Genomic DNA, 15,313 nt, shown 5'->3' with positions numbered 1-15,313 from the left:
TGATCGACTCACCGGCCGGACACTCACCGGGCTGGGGTGCGCTCCGCCCGTCGCTGGGCCAGCACGACCCGCAGTGGCGGCACGACCACGCCGTCCTCCGCCATCCGTCGCCGTGCGAGCCGGCGGGTCCGCAACACGCCGACCACGGCGACGACCCACACCAGGTACTGCACGCACCACGCCACCCGGAACGCCGCCGGGGTGTAGCCGGCCGGCCCGGCGACCGCGCCGAGCAGCAGGCCGACCGCGAGCACCACGACCACCGACGCGCTGAAACCCCCGACGTTCACGATCCCGACCGCGGTGCCCTGGCGGCAGCCGGGGTTGAACGTGCGGGCGTAGTCGAACCCGATGATGGAACCCGGGCCACCCAGCGCCAGCACCACCACGAGCAGCACCAGCAGCCAGTACGGCACCGGCGGCGGCACCAGCAGGACCGCCGTCCACACCGACGCGGTGATACCGATCACCGTGAGCACCAGCCAGGAGCGCCGCAGCGGGTGCCGGGCGGTGAACTCGCCGATCGCCGGGCCGGCCACCAGACCGGCCACGACGAACAGGGTGAGCAGCACGCTCGCCCCGGCCGGACTCAGTCCCTGCCCGGCGACCAGGAACGGCACCCCCCAGAGCAGCGCGAACACAGTGCCGGAGAACTGGGTGCCCATGTGCGACCAGAAGCCCAGCCGGGTGCCCGGGGTGAGCCAGGCGGACCGCAGGCTCTGCCACATCCCGGGCCACATCCTGGTGGCCTCGGGCGCGGCCACCGGCGCCGACTTCTGGTCCGGGCGGTTCTTGATCACCAGCAGCACCAGGACCGTGGCCAGCACGCCGAGCCCGGCGGCCGAGCCGAATCCGGCGGTCCAGCCCGGGCCGTGCAGCAGCAGCACCAGCGGGATCGCGCTGAGCACCTGGCCGAACTGCCCGACCAGGGCGGTGACCTGGGTCATCACCGGCACCCGGCGGGGCGGGAACCAGGCGTTGAGCACCCGCAGCACGCTGATGAAGGTGAGCGCGTCGCCGGCCCCGACCAGCCCCCGGGCCAGGAACGCGGCCGGCAGCGAGGTGGCCACCGCCAGCAGCAGCTGACCGGCGGCCATGGTGAGGCCACCGGCTACGATCAGCTGGCGGGCGCCGAAGCGGTCCAACAACAGCCCGACCGGCACCTGCAGGCTCGCGTAGACCAGCAGCTGCAGCACCACGAAGGTGGACAGCACCGCCGGCGCGGTGTGGAAGCGCGCCGTCGCGTCCAGCCCCGCGACCCCGAACGAGGACCGCTGCAGTACCGCCACCAGATAGGCGAAGACACCCACCGACCAGACCAACCAGGGACTCCGCCGCGTATTCATAACGTCCCCATGGTGACGGACCCAACGTTCCCCGTCACCGAAATGGGATGGATCTGACGGTGCGCGGCGTTGACACTTCTAGAGAACGCCGAACGCCCGACAACGGGGCGCCGGAGTGGAGCGTGAGAAGTAGGAGGTCCGAAGTGTTGGATCCCACCGAGCTGTACCAGGTCGAGGAAGACGCCGAGGCGAGCCTGGCTCCGTCCGAGGACGCGCTGGTCAACGCCGTGCCGGAGCCGAGGGTGCTGGTGCACCACCTCGGGGGCTACATCGACGCCGGGCACGCCGGGCGGCTGGCGATGGACCACCTGCTCACCGTGCTGCCGTCCACCATCATCGCCACCTTCGACGTGGACCAGCTGCTCGACTACCGCTCGCGTCGCCCCACCATGACCTTCGACCGCGACCACTGGGCCGACTACGACGAGCCGTTGCTGGCTCTGTACTCCGTGCGGGACCTGGCCGGCACGCCGTTCCTGGTGCTCACCGGCCCCGAGCCGGACACCCAGTGGGAGCGCTTCGCCGCCGCCGTGGGCGAGCTGATCGAGCGCTTCGGCGTGGACATCACGGTCGGCCTGACCGCGATCCCGATGGCCGTGCCGCACACCCGCCCGGCCGGTCTGACCGCGCACGCCACCCGCCCCGACCTGATCAGCGACCACGAGCAGTGGTCGAACACCGCCGAGCTGCCGGGCAGTGCCAGCGCGCTGCTGGAGCTGCGGCTGGGCCAGTCCGGGCACGACGCCATGGGGCTCGCCGCGCACGTGCCGCACTACCTGGCCGAGACCGAGTACCCGCAGGCGGCGCGCACCCTGCTCGACCACGTGAGCGTCAGCACCGGGCTGCTGCTGCCGACCGACGCGCTGACCGAGGCGGCCGAGGAGATCGGCGCCGACATCGAGCGCAAGGTGGCCGGCTCGGAGCAGGCCAGCCGGGTGGTCCGCGCGCTGGAGCGCCGCTACGACTCAACGGTGGCCGCCGACGGCCGGCCCTCCCTGCTCGCCGACGACCAGCCGCTGCCGACCGCGGACGAGCTGGGCGCCGAGGCCGAGCGGTTCCTGGCCGAGCAGGAGGACCACGGCTCGAACTGAGCCGCCGCCTGCCGCTACCGTCCGACACCGCAAGCCCACCCGGCGCGCCGGGTGAGCTTTGCGTCGCCCGCAACACGGTGGAAACGTCACCGGAAACTCGTCGCCGCCGATCACCTCTAGCCTCGCCTCACACAGGGGCCGAGCGCCCTGACGAGCGTGGCGGGGTGCACCGGAGATGACAGCCAGCCGGATCTACAGCGGAAGCAAGGGACGACTCGGTCCGGTCCCGGTCCGAAGTCCTGACCTGCGCTTTCGGCTCGTACACGGCTACCGCAGGGCCTTCCGGGTGGCTGGCTCCGGCCCGCCTCTGGTGCTGGTGCACGGCATCGGCGACAACTCGGCGACCTGGGAGGCGATCATCCCGGCGCTGGCCCGGCACCACCTGGTGATCGCACCCGATCTGCTCGGCCACGGCCAGTCCGACAAACCCCGGGCGGACTACTCGGTGGCCGCGTACGCCAACGGGGTTCGGGACCTGCTCGGTGTGCTCGGCGTCCAGCGGGCCACCCTGGTCGGGCACTCGCTCGGCGGCGGGGTGGCCATGCAGTTCGCCTACCAGTTCCCGGAGCGCACCGAACGGCTGGTGCTGGTGGGCAGCGGCGGCGGCGGCCCGGAGGTCAGCCCGGTGCTGCGGATGCTCGCGCTGCCCGGCGGCGAGGCTCTGCTGCACCTGCTCCGGCTGCCCACCGCGCGCTGGCAGACCGGGCTGGTGGTGTCCGCGCTGCGCGCCATGGGCACCGCGCTCGGGCAGGACGCACCGGATCTGCTCCGGGTCGTCGACGCGCTGCCCGACGCCACCTCCCGTGCCGCGTTCATCCGCAGCCTGCGCTCGGTGGTGGACTGGCGCGGCCAGGTGATCACCATGCTGGACCGCTGCTACCTGACCCAGGGCATGCCGACGCTGCTGGTCTGGGGCTCGCGGGATGCGGTGGTGCCGGTCGAACACGGGCACCGGGCGCACGCCGCGATGCCGGGCAGCCAGCTGGAGATCTTCGAGGGCGCCGGCCACTTCCCGTTCCACACCGACCCGGCGCGGTTCGTCTCGACGGTGGAACGGTTCCTCGACGAGACCATGCCGGCCACCTGGAACCTGGAACAGTGGCGCCAACTGCTGCGCAACGGCCGGGTTCCGTCGGCCGCCCTGGAGGTGCCCGACAGCGCCAGCGAGCGCAGCGCCACCTGACCCGGCGACCGACCGGCGACCTCTCGTCAGCTCGTCGGTGACTTCAGTTCGTCGGCGTGCCGCGAGCTGGACATCACCTGGTACGCGGCCCGGCCGATGACCAGGAGCACGCCGATCAGCGCGATCCAGAGCACCGCCTTCGCCACGTAGCCGAGCAACACAATTCCGACGACCACGACGGCCGCGATCCCGATCAGCTTCAACATGACACCAGTCAACCGCCCCGGCCGGCGCCCGACATCGGGGAAGACCCCGATCCCGCCCCCCGACGACCCCTGACCCGGCACGGGCGACCACCCGCGCCGGTATCTCAGGGGAAGCCCCGGAGAACACTGACGGCCACCATCAAAGCGCAATGGTGACCGTCAGCGCGGGGAGCGGACTGGGCTTGGGTCAGCTGCAGCCGGAGGTGGATCCGCAGCCTTCGCAGACGTAGCAGGAACCGGCCGGCCGCATCTTGGTGCCACAGGTCAGGCACAGCGGAGCGTCCGCGAGCTTGCCCTGCTGCAGCTCCAGCAGCTCGGTCGAGCTGCCCACCTCCACCGGTGCCGGCGAGGCACCGACCGAGGTTATGGCCGGTGCGGCCTCCACCGTGGTGCGCAGCTCGACGAGGTCGACAGTGCCGTCGTTGTAGTTCTCCGCAACCTGCGCGGTGCGCTCGTCAGCCGAGAAGATGCCCAGTTGGGAACGCTTCTCGTAGGGCAGGTGGTCCAGCGCCAGCCGGCGGAACAGGTAGTCCAGAACGCTGGTGGCGATCCGGATGTCCGGGTCGTCGGTCATGCCGGCCGGCTCGAAGCGCTGGTTGCAGAACTTGGAGACGTAGAACTCCAGCGGGATGCCGTACTGCAGCCCGACCGAGATGGACATGGAGAACGCGTCCATCACACCGGCGAGGGTCGAACCCTGCTTGCCGAGCTTGATGAAGATCTCGCCGAGGCCGTCGTCGGGGTAGGAGCCGGCGTGCAGGTAGCCCTCCGCGCCGCCGACGGTGAACGAGACGGTCTGGCTCGGGCGCTTCTTGGGCAGCCGCCGCCGCACCGGCCGCGACTCGACCACCACCGGTGCTTCCTCGACGGCCTTGGCGGGCTTGGCGTTGGACAGCGGCTGACCGACCTTGCAGTTGTCCCGGTAGATCGCCAGCGCCTTGAGGCCGAGCTTCCAGCCCTGCAGGTAGATCTCCTCGACGTCCTCCACGGAGGCCGCCTCCGGCATGTTCACCGTCTTCGAGATCGCGCCGCTGATGAACGGCTGCACGGCGGCCATCATCCGGACGTGGCCCATCGCCGGGATGGACCGCTCGCCCATCGCGCAGTCGAAGACCTCGTAGTGCTCCGGCCGCAGGCTCGGCGCGTCCACCACGTGGCCCTGCTCGGCCACGTACTCGATGATCGCCTCGACCTGCTCGGGCTGGTAGCCCAACGAGGCCAGCGCGCGCGGCACGGTCTGGTTGACGATCTGCATCGAACCGCCGCCGACCAGCTTCTTGAACTTGACCAGCGCCAGGTCCGGCTCGATACCGGTCGTGTCGCAGTCCATCATCAGGCCGATGGTTCCGGTCGGCGCCAGCACGCTGGCCTGCGCGTTCCGCCAGCCGTACTTCTCGCCGACCTTGAGGTTCTGCTGCCAGGCCTTGGTGGCCAGCTTGTGCACGCTCGAGTCGACGTGGTTCAGCGTGCGGATCGAGTCGTTCGCGGCGGCGTGCTTGCGCATCACCCGCTGGTGCGCCTCGGCGTTGCGCGCGTAGCCGTCGTACGCCCCGACGACCCCGGCCAGCTCGGCCGAGCGCCGGTAGGCGGTGCCGGTCATCAGGGAGGTGATCGCGGCGGCCAGCGAGCGGCCACCCTCGGAGTCGTAGGCGTGGCCGGTGGCCATCAGCAGCGCGCCCAGGTTGGCGTAGCCGATACCGAGCTGGCGGAACGCCCGGGTGGTCTCACCGATCGGGTCGGTCGGGAAGTCGGCGAAGCAGATCGAGATGTCCATCGCGGTGATGACCAGCTCGACGGCCTTGGCGAACCGGGCGGCCTCGAACGTGCCGTCCGGGGCCAGGAACTTCATCAGGTTCAGTGACGCCAGGTTGCAGCTGGAGTTGTCCAGGTGCAGGTACTCGCTGCACGGGTTCGACGCGGTGATCCGGCCGGACTCCGGGCAGGTGTGCCAGTCGTTGATGGTGTCGTCGTACTGCAGACCCGGGTCGGCGCAGGCCCAGGCGGCGTGCGCGATGTCGTGGAACAGCCCCCGCGCCGGGACCGTCTCGATGACGTCGCCGGTCATCCGGGCGCGCAGCCCGAACTCCTTGTCGCCCTCCACCCCGCGCATGAACTCGTCGGAGACCCGGACCGAGTTGTTCGCGTTCTGGTACTGCACCGAGGCGATGTCCGAGCCGCCGAGGTCCATGTCGAAGCCGGCGTCGCGCAGGACCCGGATCTTCTCCTCCTCGCGGAGCTTGGTCTGCACGAACTCGCCGATGTCCGGGTGGTCCACGTCCAGCACGACCATCTTGGCCGCCCGCCGGGTGGCGCCGCCGGACTTGATGGTGCCCGCGCTGGCGTCCGCCCCGCGCATGAACGAGACCGGGCCGGAGGCGGTGCCGCCGGAGGACAGCAGCTCCTTGGAGGACCGGATCCGGGACAGGTTCAGCCCGGCGCCGGAGCCGCCCTTGAAGATCAGCCCCTCTTCCCGATACCAGTTCAGGATCGACTCCATGGTGTCGTCCACGGAGAGGATGAAACAGGCGCTGACCTGCTGCGGGGACGAGGTGCCGACGTTGAACCAGACCGGCGAGTTGAAGCTGAACACCTGGTGCAGCAGCATCCAGGTCAGCTCGTGCTCGAAGACCTCGGCGTCGTCGGCGCCGGCGAAGTAGCCGTGCTCGATGCCGGCCGCGACGTAGCTGGAGACGACCCGGTCGATCAGCTGACGCAGGCTGCTCTCGCGCTGCGCGCTACCGACAGCACCGCGGAAGTACTTGCTGGTCACGATGTTGGTCGCGTTCATCGACCAGGAATCGGGGAACTCCACGCCGCGCTGCTCGAAGTTGATCGAGCCGTCCCGCCAGTTCGTCATGACGACGTCGCGGCGCTCCCACTTGACCTCTTCGTAGGGGTGCACGCCGGGCGTGGTGTGGACCCGCTCGACCTTCAACCGTTTGCGCGTCTTGCCGCCGTTCTCCACGATCGGCTGGTCGTTGCCGGGGTCCCGATGTCCCACCACGTCGGTCATGCGTGTTCGTCCCTCTCTAGCGTGCACAGTCTTGGCGTCAGTTGGCTGTCCGGCGGTGCGCGGCGCGGCGGCCGGACGGCTGATCTAGTCGGGTGCGATCTGGCGCAAGTCGGCGATCTCCTTCTCGAAGTCCTCGATAGAGGAGAACGAGCGATAGACGCTTGCGAAGCGCAGATACGCAACTTCATCCAGTTCGCGGAGCGGGCCGAGGATCGCCAACCCCACCTCGTGACTGGGCACCTCAGCGGACCCACCTGCGCGAATAGCCTCTTCGACCCGGTGCGCGAGGTGCTGCAACGCGTCCTCGGTGACCGGCCGGCCCTGACACGCCCGGCGTACCCCGCTGACGACCTTGTCACGCAGGAATGGTTCAGTGACACCACTGCGCTTGACCACGGCCAGCACAGCTTCCTCGACCGTGGTGAACCGGCGCCCACACTCCGGGCAGGACCGCCTGCGGCGGGTGGCCTTGCCTTCGTCGACGTCCCGGGAGTCGATCACCCGGGAGTCCGCGTGTTGACAGAACGGGCAGCGCACCTGCGGACATCCTCCCCCACACGTCCCAGCTCGGCACTAGCCGAACTACAACCATGTAACCACAACATGTGGGGGTTGGCAAAGCCATCTAACCCTATATGGCGCCCTAATGGCGAAACTCACCCGATGGGGCTGACCAGGACCTGCCCGTCGCGCACCGACGGTGAGGCAAGGTCGTTCAATTCGACGATCCGGGCAGCTACCGCGCCCGGATCGGCGGACGGGGCGGCACGCCGAGCGACCTGCCAGATGGACTCGCCGGCGTGTACCTGCACCATCCCGGTGGCCGCCGGGACCCGCGCCGCGCGCACTCCGTCGGCCAGCAGGCCCAGACCCCCGACCACGACCGCGGCGGCCAGCACCACGAGCACGAACTGGGCCACCATCCGACGGGTGGCGTAGCGCGCCTCGAGGGCGAACCCGCCGCGACCGCCCAGGGAGCGCACCGACACCGGCCGTACCGACACCGGCCGCGCCGCGCTGGCCCGACCCGCCGGCGCCCGGCGGACCGCCGCACATGAGCGCGCACGCGCCCGGGCCGGCGCCGCGTGGCGAACCGGACGCCCCGGGCCCGTCGGCTCCGGACCGGGGCCGATCCGGCGGGCCGGGAGCCGCCGCACCGAGCCACCGGCCAGCTTCCCGACCGACACCTCGACCGGCACCCCGGCGGACATCACGCCGGACACCTCTCCGGACGTCGCCCCGGACATCACGGTCAGCACCTCGGTTGTCACCTCGGTCGACACCTCGGTTGTCACCTCGGTCGGCACAGGGCCGGGCAGCGCGACCGGGACCCGACCCGTCGCATCGGCCGACATCACCCGCACCGAGCTCGCACTCCCGCCCATCACGCCTCCTCGACGTAACACCGAATCGCACGCCCGTTCGATCGAACGTGCGTGCGATCTGTGTACCACCGGGGTCCGACAAAACTGGGAAATCGCGGGCGTGTCGTTCGAACATGTGTTTGGACTTGTCCCCCCGCCGGTCTACCGTGCGAGTCGAACAAACTAGCGAACGATGCCGACTGGGCAGGGAGGATCGGCGACCATGGCGCGCGGATCGACGAACGACAGTGGGGCAGCCGGGGCAGCCGGGACAGCCGGAGCGGTCGAGGCAGCAGGAGCGGTCGGCGCCGAGGTCCACACCTTTCCGGACCCACCCGAGGCGGAACCGACCGTGCTGACACCCCGGCAGCGCAAGGTCCTCGAGGTCATCCGGGACTGGGTGGAGCGCTTCGGGTACCCGCCGAGTGTGCGGGAGATCGGCGACGCGGTGGGGTTGACCTCCACCTCGTCGGTGCACCATCAGCTGCGTGCCCTGGAACGCAAGGGCTACCTGCGGCGCGACCCCAACCGCACCCGCGCGGTCGACGTCCGGGGCCCGGACGAGGGCAACCTCGAGGGTGGCGTCACCAATATCGCTGTCCACGACCCCGGAGACGGCCCCGAGGTCACCGAGGAGCTGCGCGCGCTGCGCCCGACGCCGGCGTTCGTACCGGTGGTCGGCCGGATCGCCGCCGGTGGGCCGATCCTCGCCGAGCAGGCCATCTCGGACGTGTTCCCGCTGCCCCGCGAGATCGTCGGGGAGGGCACCCTGTTCCTGCTCACGGTCAGTGGTGACTCGATGGTCGACGCGGCGATCACCGACGGCGACTGGGTGGTGGTCCGCCAGCAGTCGGTGGCCGAGAACGGCGACATCGTGGCCGCGATGATCGATGGTGAGGCCACCGTGAAGACCTTCAAGCGCCGCGACGGACACATCTGGCTGCTCCCCAGCAACCCCGCGTACGAGCCGATCCCGGGCGACGAGGCAACCGTGCTGGGCCGGGTGGTCGCGGTACTGCGCCGGCTGTAGCCCGACCGGGGACCGGCCGCCGCGCGGTGTGGCCGGTCCAGGAGGCGCCGATCGAGCCCGTCAGGCCAGCCGTTCGTGCCCCGACGCGGCGGCCACCTCGGCCCGAGGGCTCGCCTCACCCCGAGGGCCCGTCGCCCCGGCGACCCGGTAGTCGCGCAGTGCCGCCGCCAGGTCTTCCGACACTCGGGCGCGCAGCCAGGTGCCCTCGGCGCGGTGCTCCTCGTCGAGTACCTGACCGTGCTCGTGAATCCGCGCGGCCAGTCCGCCCTCGGTGTACGGGAGCAGCACCTCGAGCTCGTAGTGCGGTCGGGGCAGCCGCTGCGCGATGACCTCACGCAGCCGGTCCATCCCGATCCCGCTGCGCGCGGAGACGAACACCGCGTCCGGCAGCAGGTGCCGGAGCCGGGCGAGCTGCAGCTGGTCGGCGGTGTCCACCTTGTTGATCACCAGCAGCTCCGGCGGCATCGACCCGCCGTGCTGTTCGCCGATCTCGGCGAGTACCTCGCGCACCGCCTTGATCTGCTCCTCGGGCATCGGGTCGCTGCCGTCCACCACGTGCAACAGCACGTCGGCCTGCGCGACCTCCTCGAGGGTGGAGCGGAACGCCTCGACCAGTTGGTGCGGCAGGTGCCGGACGAACCCGACCGTGTCGGTCAGGGTGTATGCCCTGCCGTCCGCGGTCTGGTTCCGCCGGGTGGTCGGGTCCAGCGTGGCGAACAGCGAGTCCTCGACCAGCACACCGGCGCCGGTGATCGCGTTGAGCAGGCTGGACTTGCCCGCGTTGGTGTAGCCGGCGATGGCCACCCCGGGCACCTCGTTGCGGCGCCGGGAGCCGCGCTTGGTATCCCGCACGGTACGCATGCCGGCCAGCTCGCGGCGCAGCTTCGACATCCGGGTGCGGATGCGCCGGCGGTCCAGCTCGATCTTGGTCTCACCGGGGCCACGGCCACCGATGCCGACACCGCCGGCGGCGCGGCCGCCGACCTGCCGGGACAGCGCCTCACCCCAACCGCGCAGCCGCGGCAGCAGGTAGGACAGCTGGGCCAGCTCGACCTGAGCCTTGCCCTCCTTGGAGCGGGCGTGCTGGGCGAAGATGTCCAGGATCAGCGCGGTCCGGTCGATCACCTTGACCTTGAGCTTCTCCTCCAGCTGGCGCAGCTGGCCGGGTGAGAGCTCGCCGTCGCAGATCACCGTGTCGGCGCCGTTGGCGAGCACCGCGTTGCGCAGCTCCTCGACCTTGCCGGAGCCGACGAAGGTGGCCGGGTCCGGCCGTTGGCGGCGCTGCACCAGCCCGTCGAGCACGGCGGAGCCGGCGGTCTCGGCGAGTCGGGCGAGCTCAGCGAGGGACGCGGCGGCCTGCTCGGCGGAGCCCTCGGTCCAGACTCCGACGAGGACGACGCGCTCCAGGCGCAGCTGTCGGTACTCGACCTCGGTGACGTCGGTGAGCTCGGTGGACAGTCCGGCCACCCGCCGCAGCGAGGACCGCTCCTCGAGCTCCAGGTCCCCGGTGGACGGTTCCAGATACACAGTCGGTTGATTCATATACCAACCATCGTCCCACGCTTTGCATCCGATTTCCCGGAGTTGACCCCGCCGGGTTCAGCGGGACAGGGAACGCCACCAGTCCGCGCTGAGCTCGCCGGCCGCGACGAGCACCGCCGGGCCGGTCAGCGTGGCGGCGCCGCCGGTCAGCTCGACCCGCACCCGGCCACCGGGTACCCGCACGGTCAGCACGCCGTCGGACCGGCCGTCGTGGCGCAGCGCGGCGGCGGCCGCGGCCACCGTCCCGGTGCCACAGGAGCGGGTCTCCCCCACCCCTCGCTCGTACACCCGCATGCGGGTCACGCCATCCCGCGCGGGACTGACGAACTCGACGTTCACCCCGGCCGGGAACACCGCCGGGTCGTAACCGGGCGCGTCGCGCAGGTCCAGCTCGTCCAGCGGCACCTCGGTGACACAGGCCAGGTGCGGGTTGCCGACTTCGACCACCAGCCCGGGGAACCGCCGCCCGGCCACCGTGGCGACGCTCCCGCCCAGCAGCCCGACCGCACCCATCGCAACGCCGACGTCCGGCAGGTCGGCCCCGCCCGCAGGCTCGAACCAGACCCGCTTCGGACCGCCGCGGGTAGCCACCACCAGCTCGCCGGCCCCGACCAGCCCGGCCTCGACCAGGTACCGGGCGAACACCCGGACCCCGTTGCCGCACATCTCCGCGATCGAGCCGTCCGCGTTGCGGTAGTCCATGAACCACTCGGCGGCCGGCGGCGCATCCACCCGTTCACCGAGCGCGGCGGTGCGCACCACCCGCAGTACGCCGTCCGCGCCGAGGCCCCGATGCCGGTCGCACAGTGCCCGCACGCGCGCCTCGGTCAGCTCCAGCGCACCATCCGGGTCCGGCAGCAGCACGAAGTCGTTCTCCGTGCCGTGCCCCTTGCGGAACGGGATGCCCGCTTCCGGATCAGCCACCCCACCAGGGTACGGGTCAGTGCCCGGCGAGCACTCCCAAGGCGGCGTCCACCGGGTTGTCCAGGCCGTCCAGCCAGTGAATCCGGGGGTCCCGGCGGAACCAGGACCGCTGCCGGCGCACCAGCCGGCGGGTCGCCCGGGTGGTCTCCGCCTGGGCCCGCTCGAGGTCGCCGTCGCCGTCCAGCGCGGCGAGTACCTGCTGGTAGCCGACGGCGCGGGACGCGGTCCGGCCCTCCCGCAGGCCGCGCTCGGCCAACCCGCGTACCTCGTCGACCAGCCCGGCCTGGAACATCCGGCGGACCCGGTCGCCGATCCGCCAGTCGAGCACGTCGGTCGGCAGTTCCAGCCCGAGCAGCACCGCGCCGTACCTGGGTTCGCCGAGCTCGGGCAGCTGCGCGCTGAACGGCTGGCCGGTGATCTCGATGACCTCCAGCGCGCGGACGATCCGCCGCGCGTTGCCGACCAGCACCGCGGCCGCCGCCGGCGGGTCCAGCTCGGCCAGCCGCCGGTGCAGCACCGCCGGCCCCTCGCTGGCCAGTTCGCCCTCCAGCCGGGCCCGCACCACCGGGTCGGTACCGGGGAACGACATCTCGTCGAGCACCGAGCGCAGGTAGAGCGCCGAGCCGCCGACCAGCACCGGGACCCGCTCCGCGTCGAGCACCCGCTGCACCGTCGCCCTGGCCTCGCGCTGGAAGGCGGCCACCGAGGCGGTCTCGGTGACCTCGAGGACGTCGAGCAGGTGGTGCGGCACACCGCGGCGCTCGTCGAGGCTGAGTTTGGCGGTACCGATGTCCATCCCCCGGTAGAGCTGCATCGCGTCGGCGTTGAGCACCTCGCCGCCGAGCCGCAGCGCCAGCTCCACGCCTAGGTCGGACTTGCCGGTGGCGGTCGGGCCGAGCACCGCGACCAGCCGCACCCGGGATCGCGCCGGTTCGCTCACCGTTGCACCCCCCGTTGACCGCGCCGCCACAGCGCCACGTGATAGGCCACCCCGAACGGGGCGGCCGAGTACAGCAGCTCGCCGCTCCAGGTCCGGTCACTCAGAGCGTCATCCCGAGCGTCACCCCGGGCGTCGCGCTGACCCTCGACCACCCCTGCCAGTACCTGCCAGGGCGCCCGGCCCACCGCGTTCAGCTCGAGGCCCAGCCCGGGGTCCAGCGCGAGCAGCCCGGCCGGGTCGGCAGCGGCCAGCGCGGCCGCCACCGCCTCGTCGAACGGCCCGGCCCGGGTGTCCAGGTAACCGGGCGACTTCTCGCCGTGGGTCGTCGCGCCGTCACCGACCACCAGCAGCGCCACCGGGGAGGCCTCGGCGGCGGCGCGGGCGGCGATCCGGGTGCCGAGGCGGCGGCAGTCCTCGGTGGGCAGGTCCGGCGGCACCAGCTCGGCCGAGACGACGACCCGGGGCGCGGCCTGCCCGCGCAGCCAGCCGGCGATCAGCAGCGGGAGCGGCAGGTCGTCGCGCACCGGCCCGGCGCCCTCCGCCGCGGCGGGCCCAGCCGGCGCCAGGGTCACCGGCACGTCCACTCCGTAGCCGAGGAACGTTCCCCCGACCGGATGATCCATGCTTTGCCGCCCGCCGGGGTCCGCGGCCACCACGATCCACCGGTCCGCGACCGCCGCAAGTCGCGCCGCCACGTCCAGACACGCCGCCCGCATGGGCTCCGACTCCGCCGCGCGACCCACCGTGAGCTGAGGAAGCATCAGCGGCGGCTGGGGCACGACCGCCACCATTTCGACCACAACCGGTCAGCGTAATCGTGCCGTCGGACCGCCTGCCGGGGTCCGCCATGGGGACCGCCGGGACGTCGACTCGTCTCTCTGGGGGTGCCGCTGACTGCTCGGATGCGGTGGAGTTGGTTTCGGTATGCCCTCTGAGCTGTTTCAATCGCGGTCGGGCCCGCGGGTGGGCGTGCCCTAACGTCAGGCTCCGCCTCGTGCGGAGCGCCCGACCGCCACGGCGACCGGGCTGGATCAGGGAGGCCGATAGTGGGGCATCAGGAGAGGACCGGAACGGACGTTGCGGGGCTCGAGCGGTCGGGCACCGAGTCCGAGGAGGCAGCCCAGCCCGATCGGGACACGGCACCGGCCGGTTCGGTGACGCCGGCCCCCCGGACGGAACACGAACCTGGCCCCGCACCTCGCCCGGTCGCACCGGCCCCCCGGCCGGTGCCCGGTCCGGCCGCGCCGCGCGCCGGCGGGCCGATGCCACCGCGACCGGCACCGCCGCCCGGCCCGCGCCCGACACCGGCGGCACCGCCCCGGCCGGCCCCGGCGGCACCCGGCCCGGCCGCGGCCCCCGTGGTGGCTCCGTCGGCACCCCCGGCGACGGCGATCGTGCACCCGGTACCGCAGGCCAGCTCCGATCCGTCCCGCTGGGGCAGGGTCGACGAGGACGGCACGGTCTTCCTGCGTACCTCCGACGGCGAGCGCTCGGTCGGCTGCTGGCAGGCCGGTGAGCCGGTCGAGGGGTTGGCGCACTTCGCCCGCCGGTTCGACGACCTGCTCACCGAGGCCGAGCTGCTCGCCGCCCGGCTGAGCACCGGCGGCAGCGATCCCAAACACGCGCTGACCAGTGCCCGACAGCTCCGCGACGGGCTGGCCGATGCGGCCGTTGTCGGCGACGTCACCGGCCTCTGCGGCTTCCTGGACACCTTGGTCGGCCAGGCCGAGGAGGCGGTCAGCGGGGCCCGGTCGGCCCGTGAGGCGGTCCGGACCCAGGCCATCGCCCGGAAGGAGGAGCTCGCCGAGGAGGCCGAGCAGCTGGCCAACGAGACCACCCAGTGGAAACAGGCCGGCGACCGTTTCAAGGCCATCCTCGACGAGTGGCGGGCCATCCGCGGCATCGACCGCAAGACCGATGAGCAGCTCTGGAAGCGTTTCTCCCGGGCCCGGGACGCGTTCAACCGCCGCCGCGGCTCACACTTCGCCGAGCTGGACCGGCTGCGTGCCACCGCGAAGGCCCGCAAAGAAGAGCTGGTCACGGAGGCGGAGAGCCTCAGCGAGTCGACCGACTGGGGTGCCACCGCAGTGCGCTACAAGCAGCTGATGGCCGACTGGAAGGCCGCCGGCCGGGCTCAGAAGGACGCCGACGACTCACTGTGGCAGCGCTTCCGCGGCGCCCAGGAGGCGTTCTTCACCAGGCGCTCGGCGGTGTTCAACGAGCGGGACGCCGAGTTCGCCGCCAACGCGACCCGCAAGGAACAGCTGCTCAAGGAAGCCGAGCAGATCGACACCGGCAACCCGGACAACGCCAGGGCCACGCTGCGCTCGATCCACGAGCGCTGGGAAGAGGCCGGCAAGGTGCCCCGGGAGCGGATCCGGGAGTTCGAGGACCGGCTGAAGACGGTCGAGGACCGGATCCGCGAGGACCTCGAACGCCGCTGGCGCCGCGCCGACCCCGAGGTGGACGCCCGGGTGGCGCAGTTCCGGGACCGGGTGCAGCAGTTCGAGACCCAGGCGGCCAAGGCCAGGGCGGCCGGCGACGCCCGCCGCGCCGCGCAGGCCGAGGGACAGGCCGAGCAGTGGCGCGAATGGCTGGCGACCGCGGAGAAGGCCGTCCAGCGCTAGGGACACACCCACTCTGGTTGCCGCGCACCCACTGCAGTGGGTGCGCG

Annotated in this window: 13 protein-coding genes; 4 read left to right on the top strand and 9 right to left on the bottom strand. The window is 71.9% G+C overall.

All coding sequences use genetic code 11. The features are described from left to right. Positions 1-23: 23 nt before the first annotated feature. Positions 24-1,346, bottom strand: coding sequence for an MFS transporter (locus ACTXG6_RS21880; protein ID WP_445189660.1), 1,323 nt, complete (start codon positions 1,344-1,346; stop codon positions 24-26). A gap of 143 nt (positions 1,347-1,489) precedes the next feature. On the opposite strand from ACTXG6_RS21880, the gene ACTXG6_RS21875 reads away from it, so the two are divergent. Both ACTXG6_RS21875 and ACTXG6_RS21870 read left to right on the top strand, forming a co-directional pair. Next, on the top strand, positions 1,490-2,437 hold the full coding sequence (locus tag ACTXG6_RS21875; protein ID WP_445189659.1) for a proteasome assembly chaperone family protein: 948 nt from the start codon (positions 1,490-1,492) through the stop codon (positions 2,435-2,437). Between the two features lie 175 nt (positions 2,438-2,612). Then, the gene (locus tag ACTXG6_RS21870) at positions 2,613-3,620 is read left to right on the top strand and encodes an alpha/beta fold hydrolase (protein ID WP_445189658.1); all 1,008 of its coding nucleotides are present in this window, start codon (positions 2,613-2,615) and stop codon (positions 3,618-3,620) included. Between the two features lie 26 nt (positions 3,621-3,646). Here ACTXG6_RS21870 and ACTXG6_RS21865 read toward each other — a convergent pair whose 3' ends face one another. The 4 genes from ACTXG6_RS21865 to ACTXG6_RS21850 all read right to left on the bottom strand — a co-directional run bounded on the left by ACTXG6_RS21865 (position 3,647) and on the right by ACTXG6_RS21850 (position 8,224). After that, complete coding sequence (locus tag ACTXG6_RS21865; protein ID WP_445189657.1) at positions 3,647-3,826, bottom strand: hypothetical protein; 180 nt, start codon at positions 3,824-3,826, stop codon at positions 3,647-3,649. 187 nt (positions 3,827-4,013) lie between these two features. After that, complete coding sequence (locus ACTXG6_RS21860; RefSeq protein ID WP_445189656.1) at positions 4,014-6,839, bottom strand: vitamin B12-dependent ribonucleotide reductase; 2,826 nt, start codon at positions 6,837-6,839, stop codon at positions 4,014-4,016. Positions 6,840-6,923: 84 nt separating this feature from the next. Continuing rightward, on the bottom strand, positions 6,924-7,376 hold the full coding sequence (nrdR, locus tag ACTXG6_RS21855) for a transcriptional regulator NrdR (protein WP_445189655.1): 453 nt from the start codon (positions 7,374-7,376) through the stop codon (positions 6,924-6,926). A gap of 119 nt (positions 7,377-7,495) precedes the next feature. Beyond that, positions 7,496-8,224: a hypothetical protein gene (locus tag ACTXG6_RS21850; RefSeq protein WP_445189654.1), complete on the bottom strand. Its 729-nt coding sequence runs from the start codon at positions 8,222-8,224 to the stop codon at positions 7,496-7,498. A gap of 202 nt (positions 8,225-8,426) precedes the next feature. On the opposite strand from ACTXG6_RS21850, the gene lexA reads away from it, so the two are divergent. Then, the gene (gene lexA, locus ACTXG6_RS21845) at positions 8,427-9,233 is read left to right on the top strand and encodes a transcriptional repressor LexA (protein WP_445189653.1); all 807 of its coding nucleotides are present in this window, start codon (positions 8,427-8,429) and stop codon (positions 9,231-9,233) included. Positions 9,234-9,293: 60 nt separating this feature from the next. Here lexA and hflX read toward each other — a convergent pair whose 3' ends face one another. Genes hflX through ACTXG6_RS21825 form a run of 4 tightly spaced genes read right to left on the bottom strand, consistent with a single transcriptional unit; the run spans position 9,294 to position 13,418 of the window. Then, complete coding sequence (gene hflX / locus ACTXG6_RS21840) at positions 9,294-10,775, bottom strand: GTPase HflX (protein WP_445189652.1); 1,482 nt, start codon at positions 10,773-10,775, stop codon at positions 9,294-9,296. A gap of 57 nt (positions 10,776-10,832) precedes the next feature. Beyond that, positions 10,833-11,699 (bottom strand): diaminopimelate epimerase, encoded by an 867-nt coding sequence (gene dapF, locus ACTXG6_RS21835; protein ID WP_445189651.1) that lies wholly within the window; start codon positions 11,697-11,699, stop codon positions 10,833-10,835. Positions 11,700-11,715: 16 nt separating this feature from the next. Further along, on the bottom strand, positions 11,716-12,639 hold the full coding sequence (gene miaA, locus ACTXG6_RS21830; RefSeq protein WP_445189650.1) for a tRNA (adenosine(37)-N6)-dimethylallyltransferase MiaA: 924 nt from the start codon (positions 12,637-12,639) through the stop codon (positions 11,716-11,718). Beyond that, a complete protein-coding gene (locus ACTXG6_RS21825; RefSeq protein WP_445189649.1) occupies positions 12,636-13,418 on the bottom strand; it encodes a hypothetical protein in 783 nt (260 codons plus the stop codon). The genes miaA and ACTXG6_RS21825 overlap by 4 nt, the downstream gene beginning before the upstream one ends. A gap of 483 nt (positions 13,419-13,901) precedes the next feature. Here ACTXG6_RS21825 and ACTXG6_RS21820 point away from each other — a divergent pair, with 483 nt between their 5' ends. Next, a complete protein-coding gene (locus tag ACTXG6_RS21820) occupies positions 13,902-15,266 on the top strand; it encodes a DUF349 domain-containing protein (RefSeq protein ID WP_445189648.1) in 1,365 nt (454 codons plus the stop codon). Positions 15,267-15,313: the final 47 nt, after the last annotated feature.

This window comes from Pseudonocardia sp. Cha107L01 (assembly GCF_052566575.1).
Note: the sequence above shows the minus strand (reverse complement) of the source record. Positions and strands in the feature narration are given on the sequence as shown.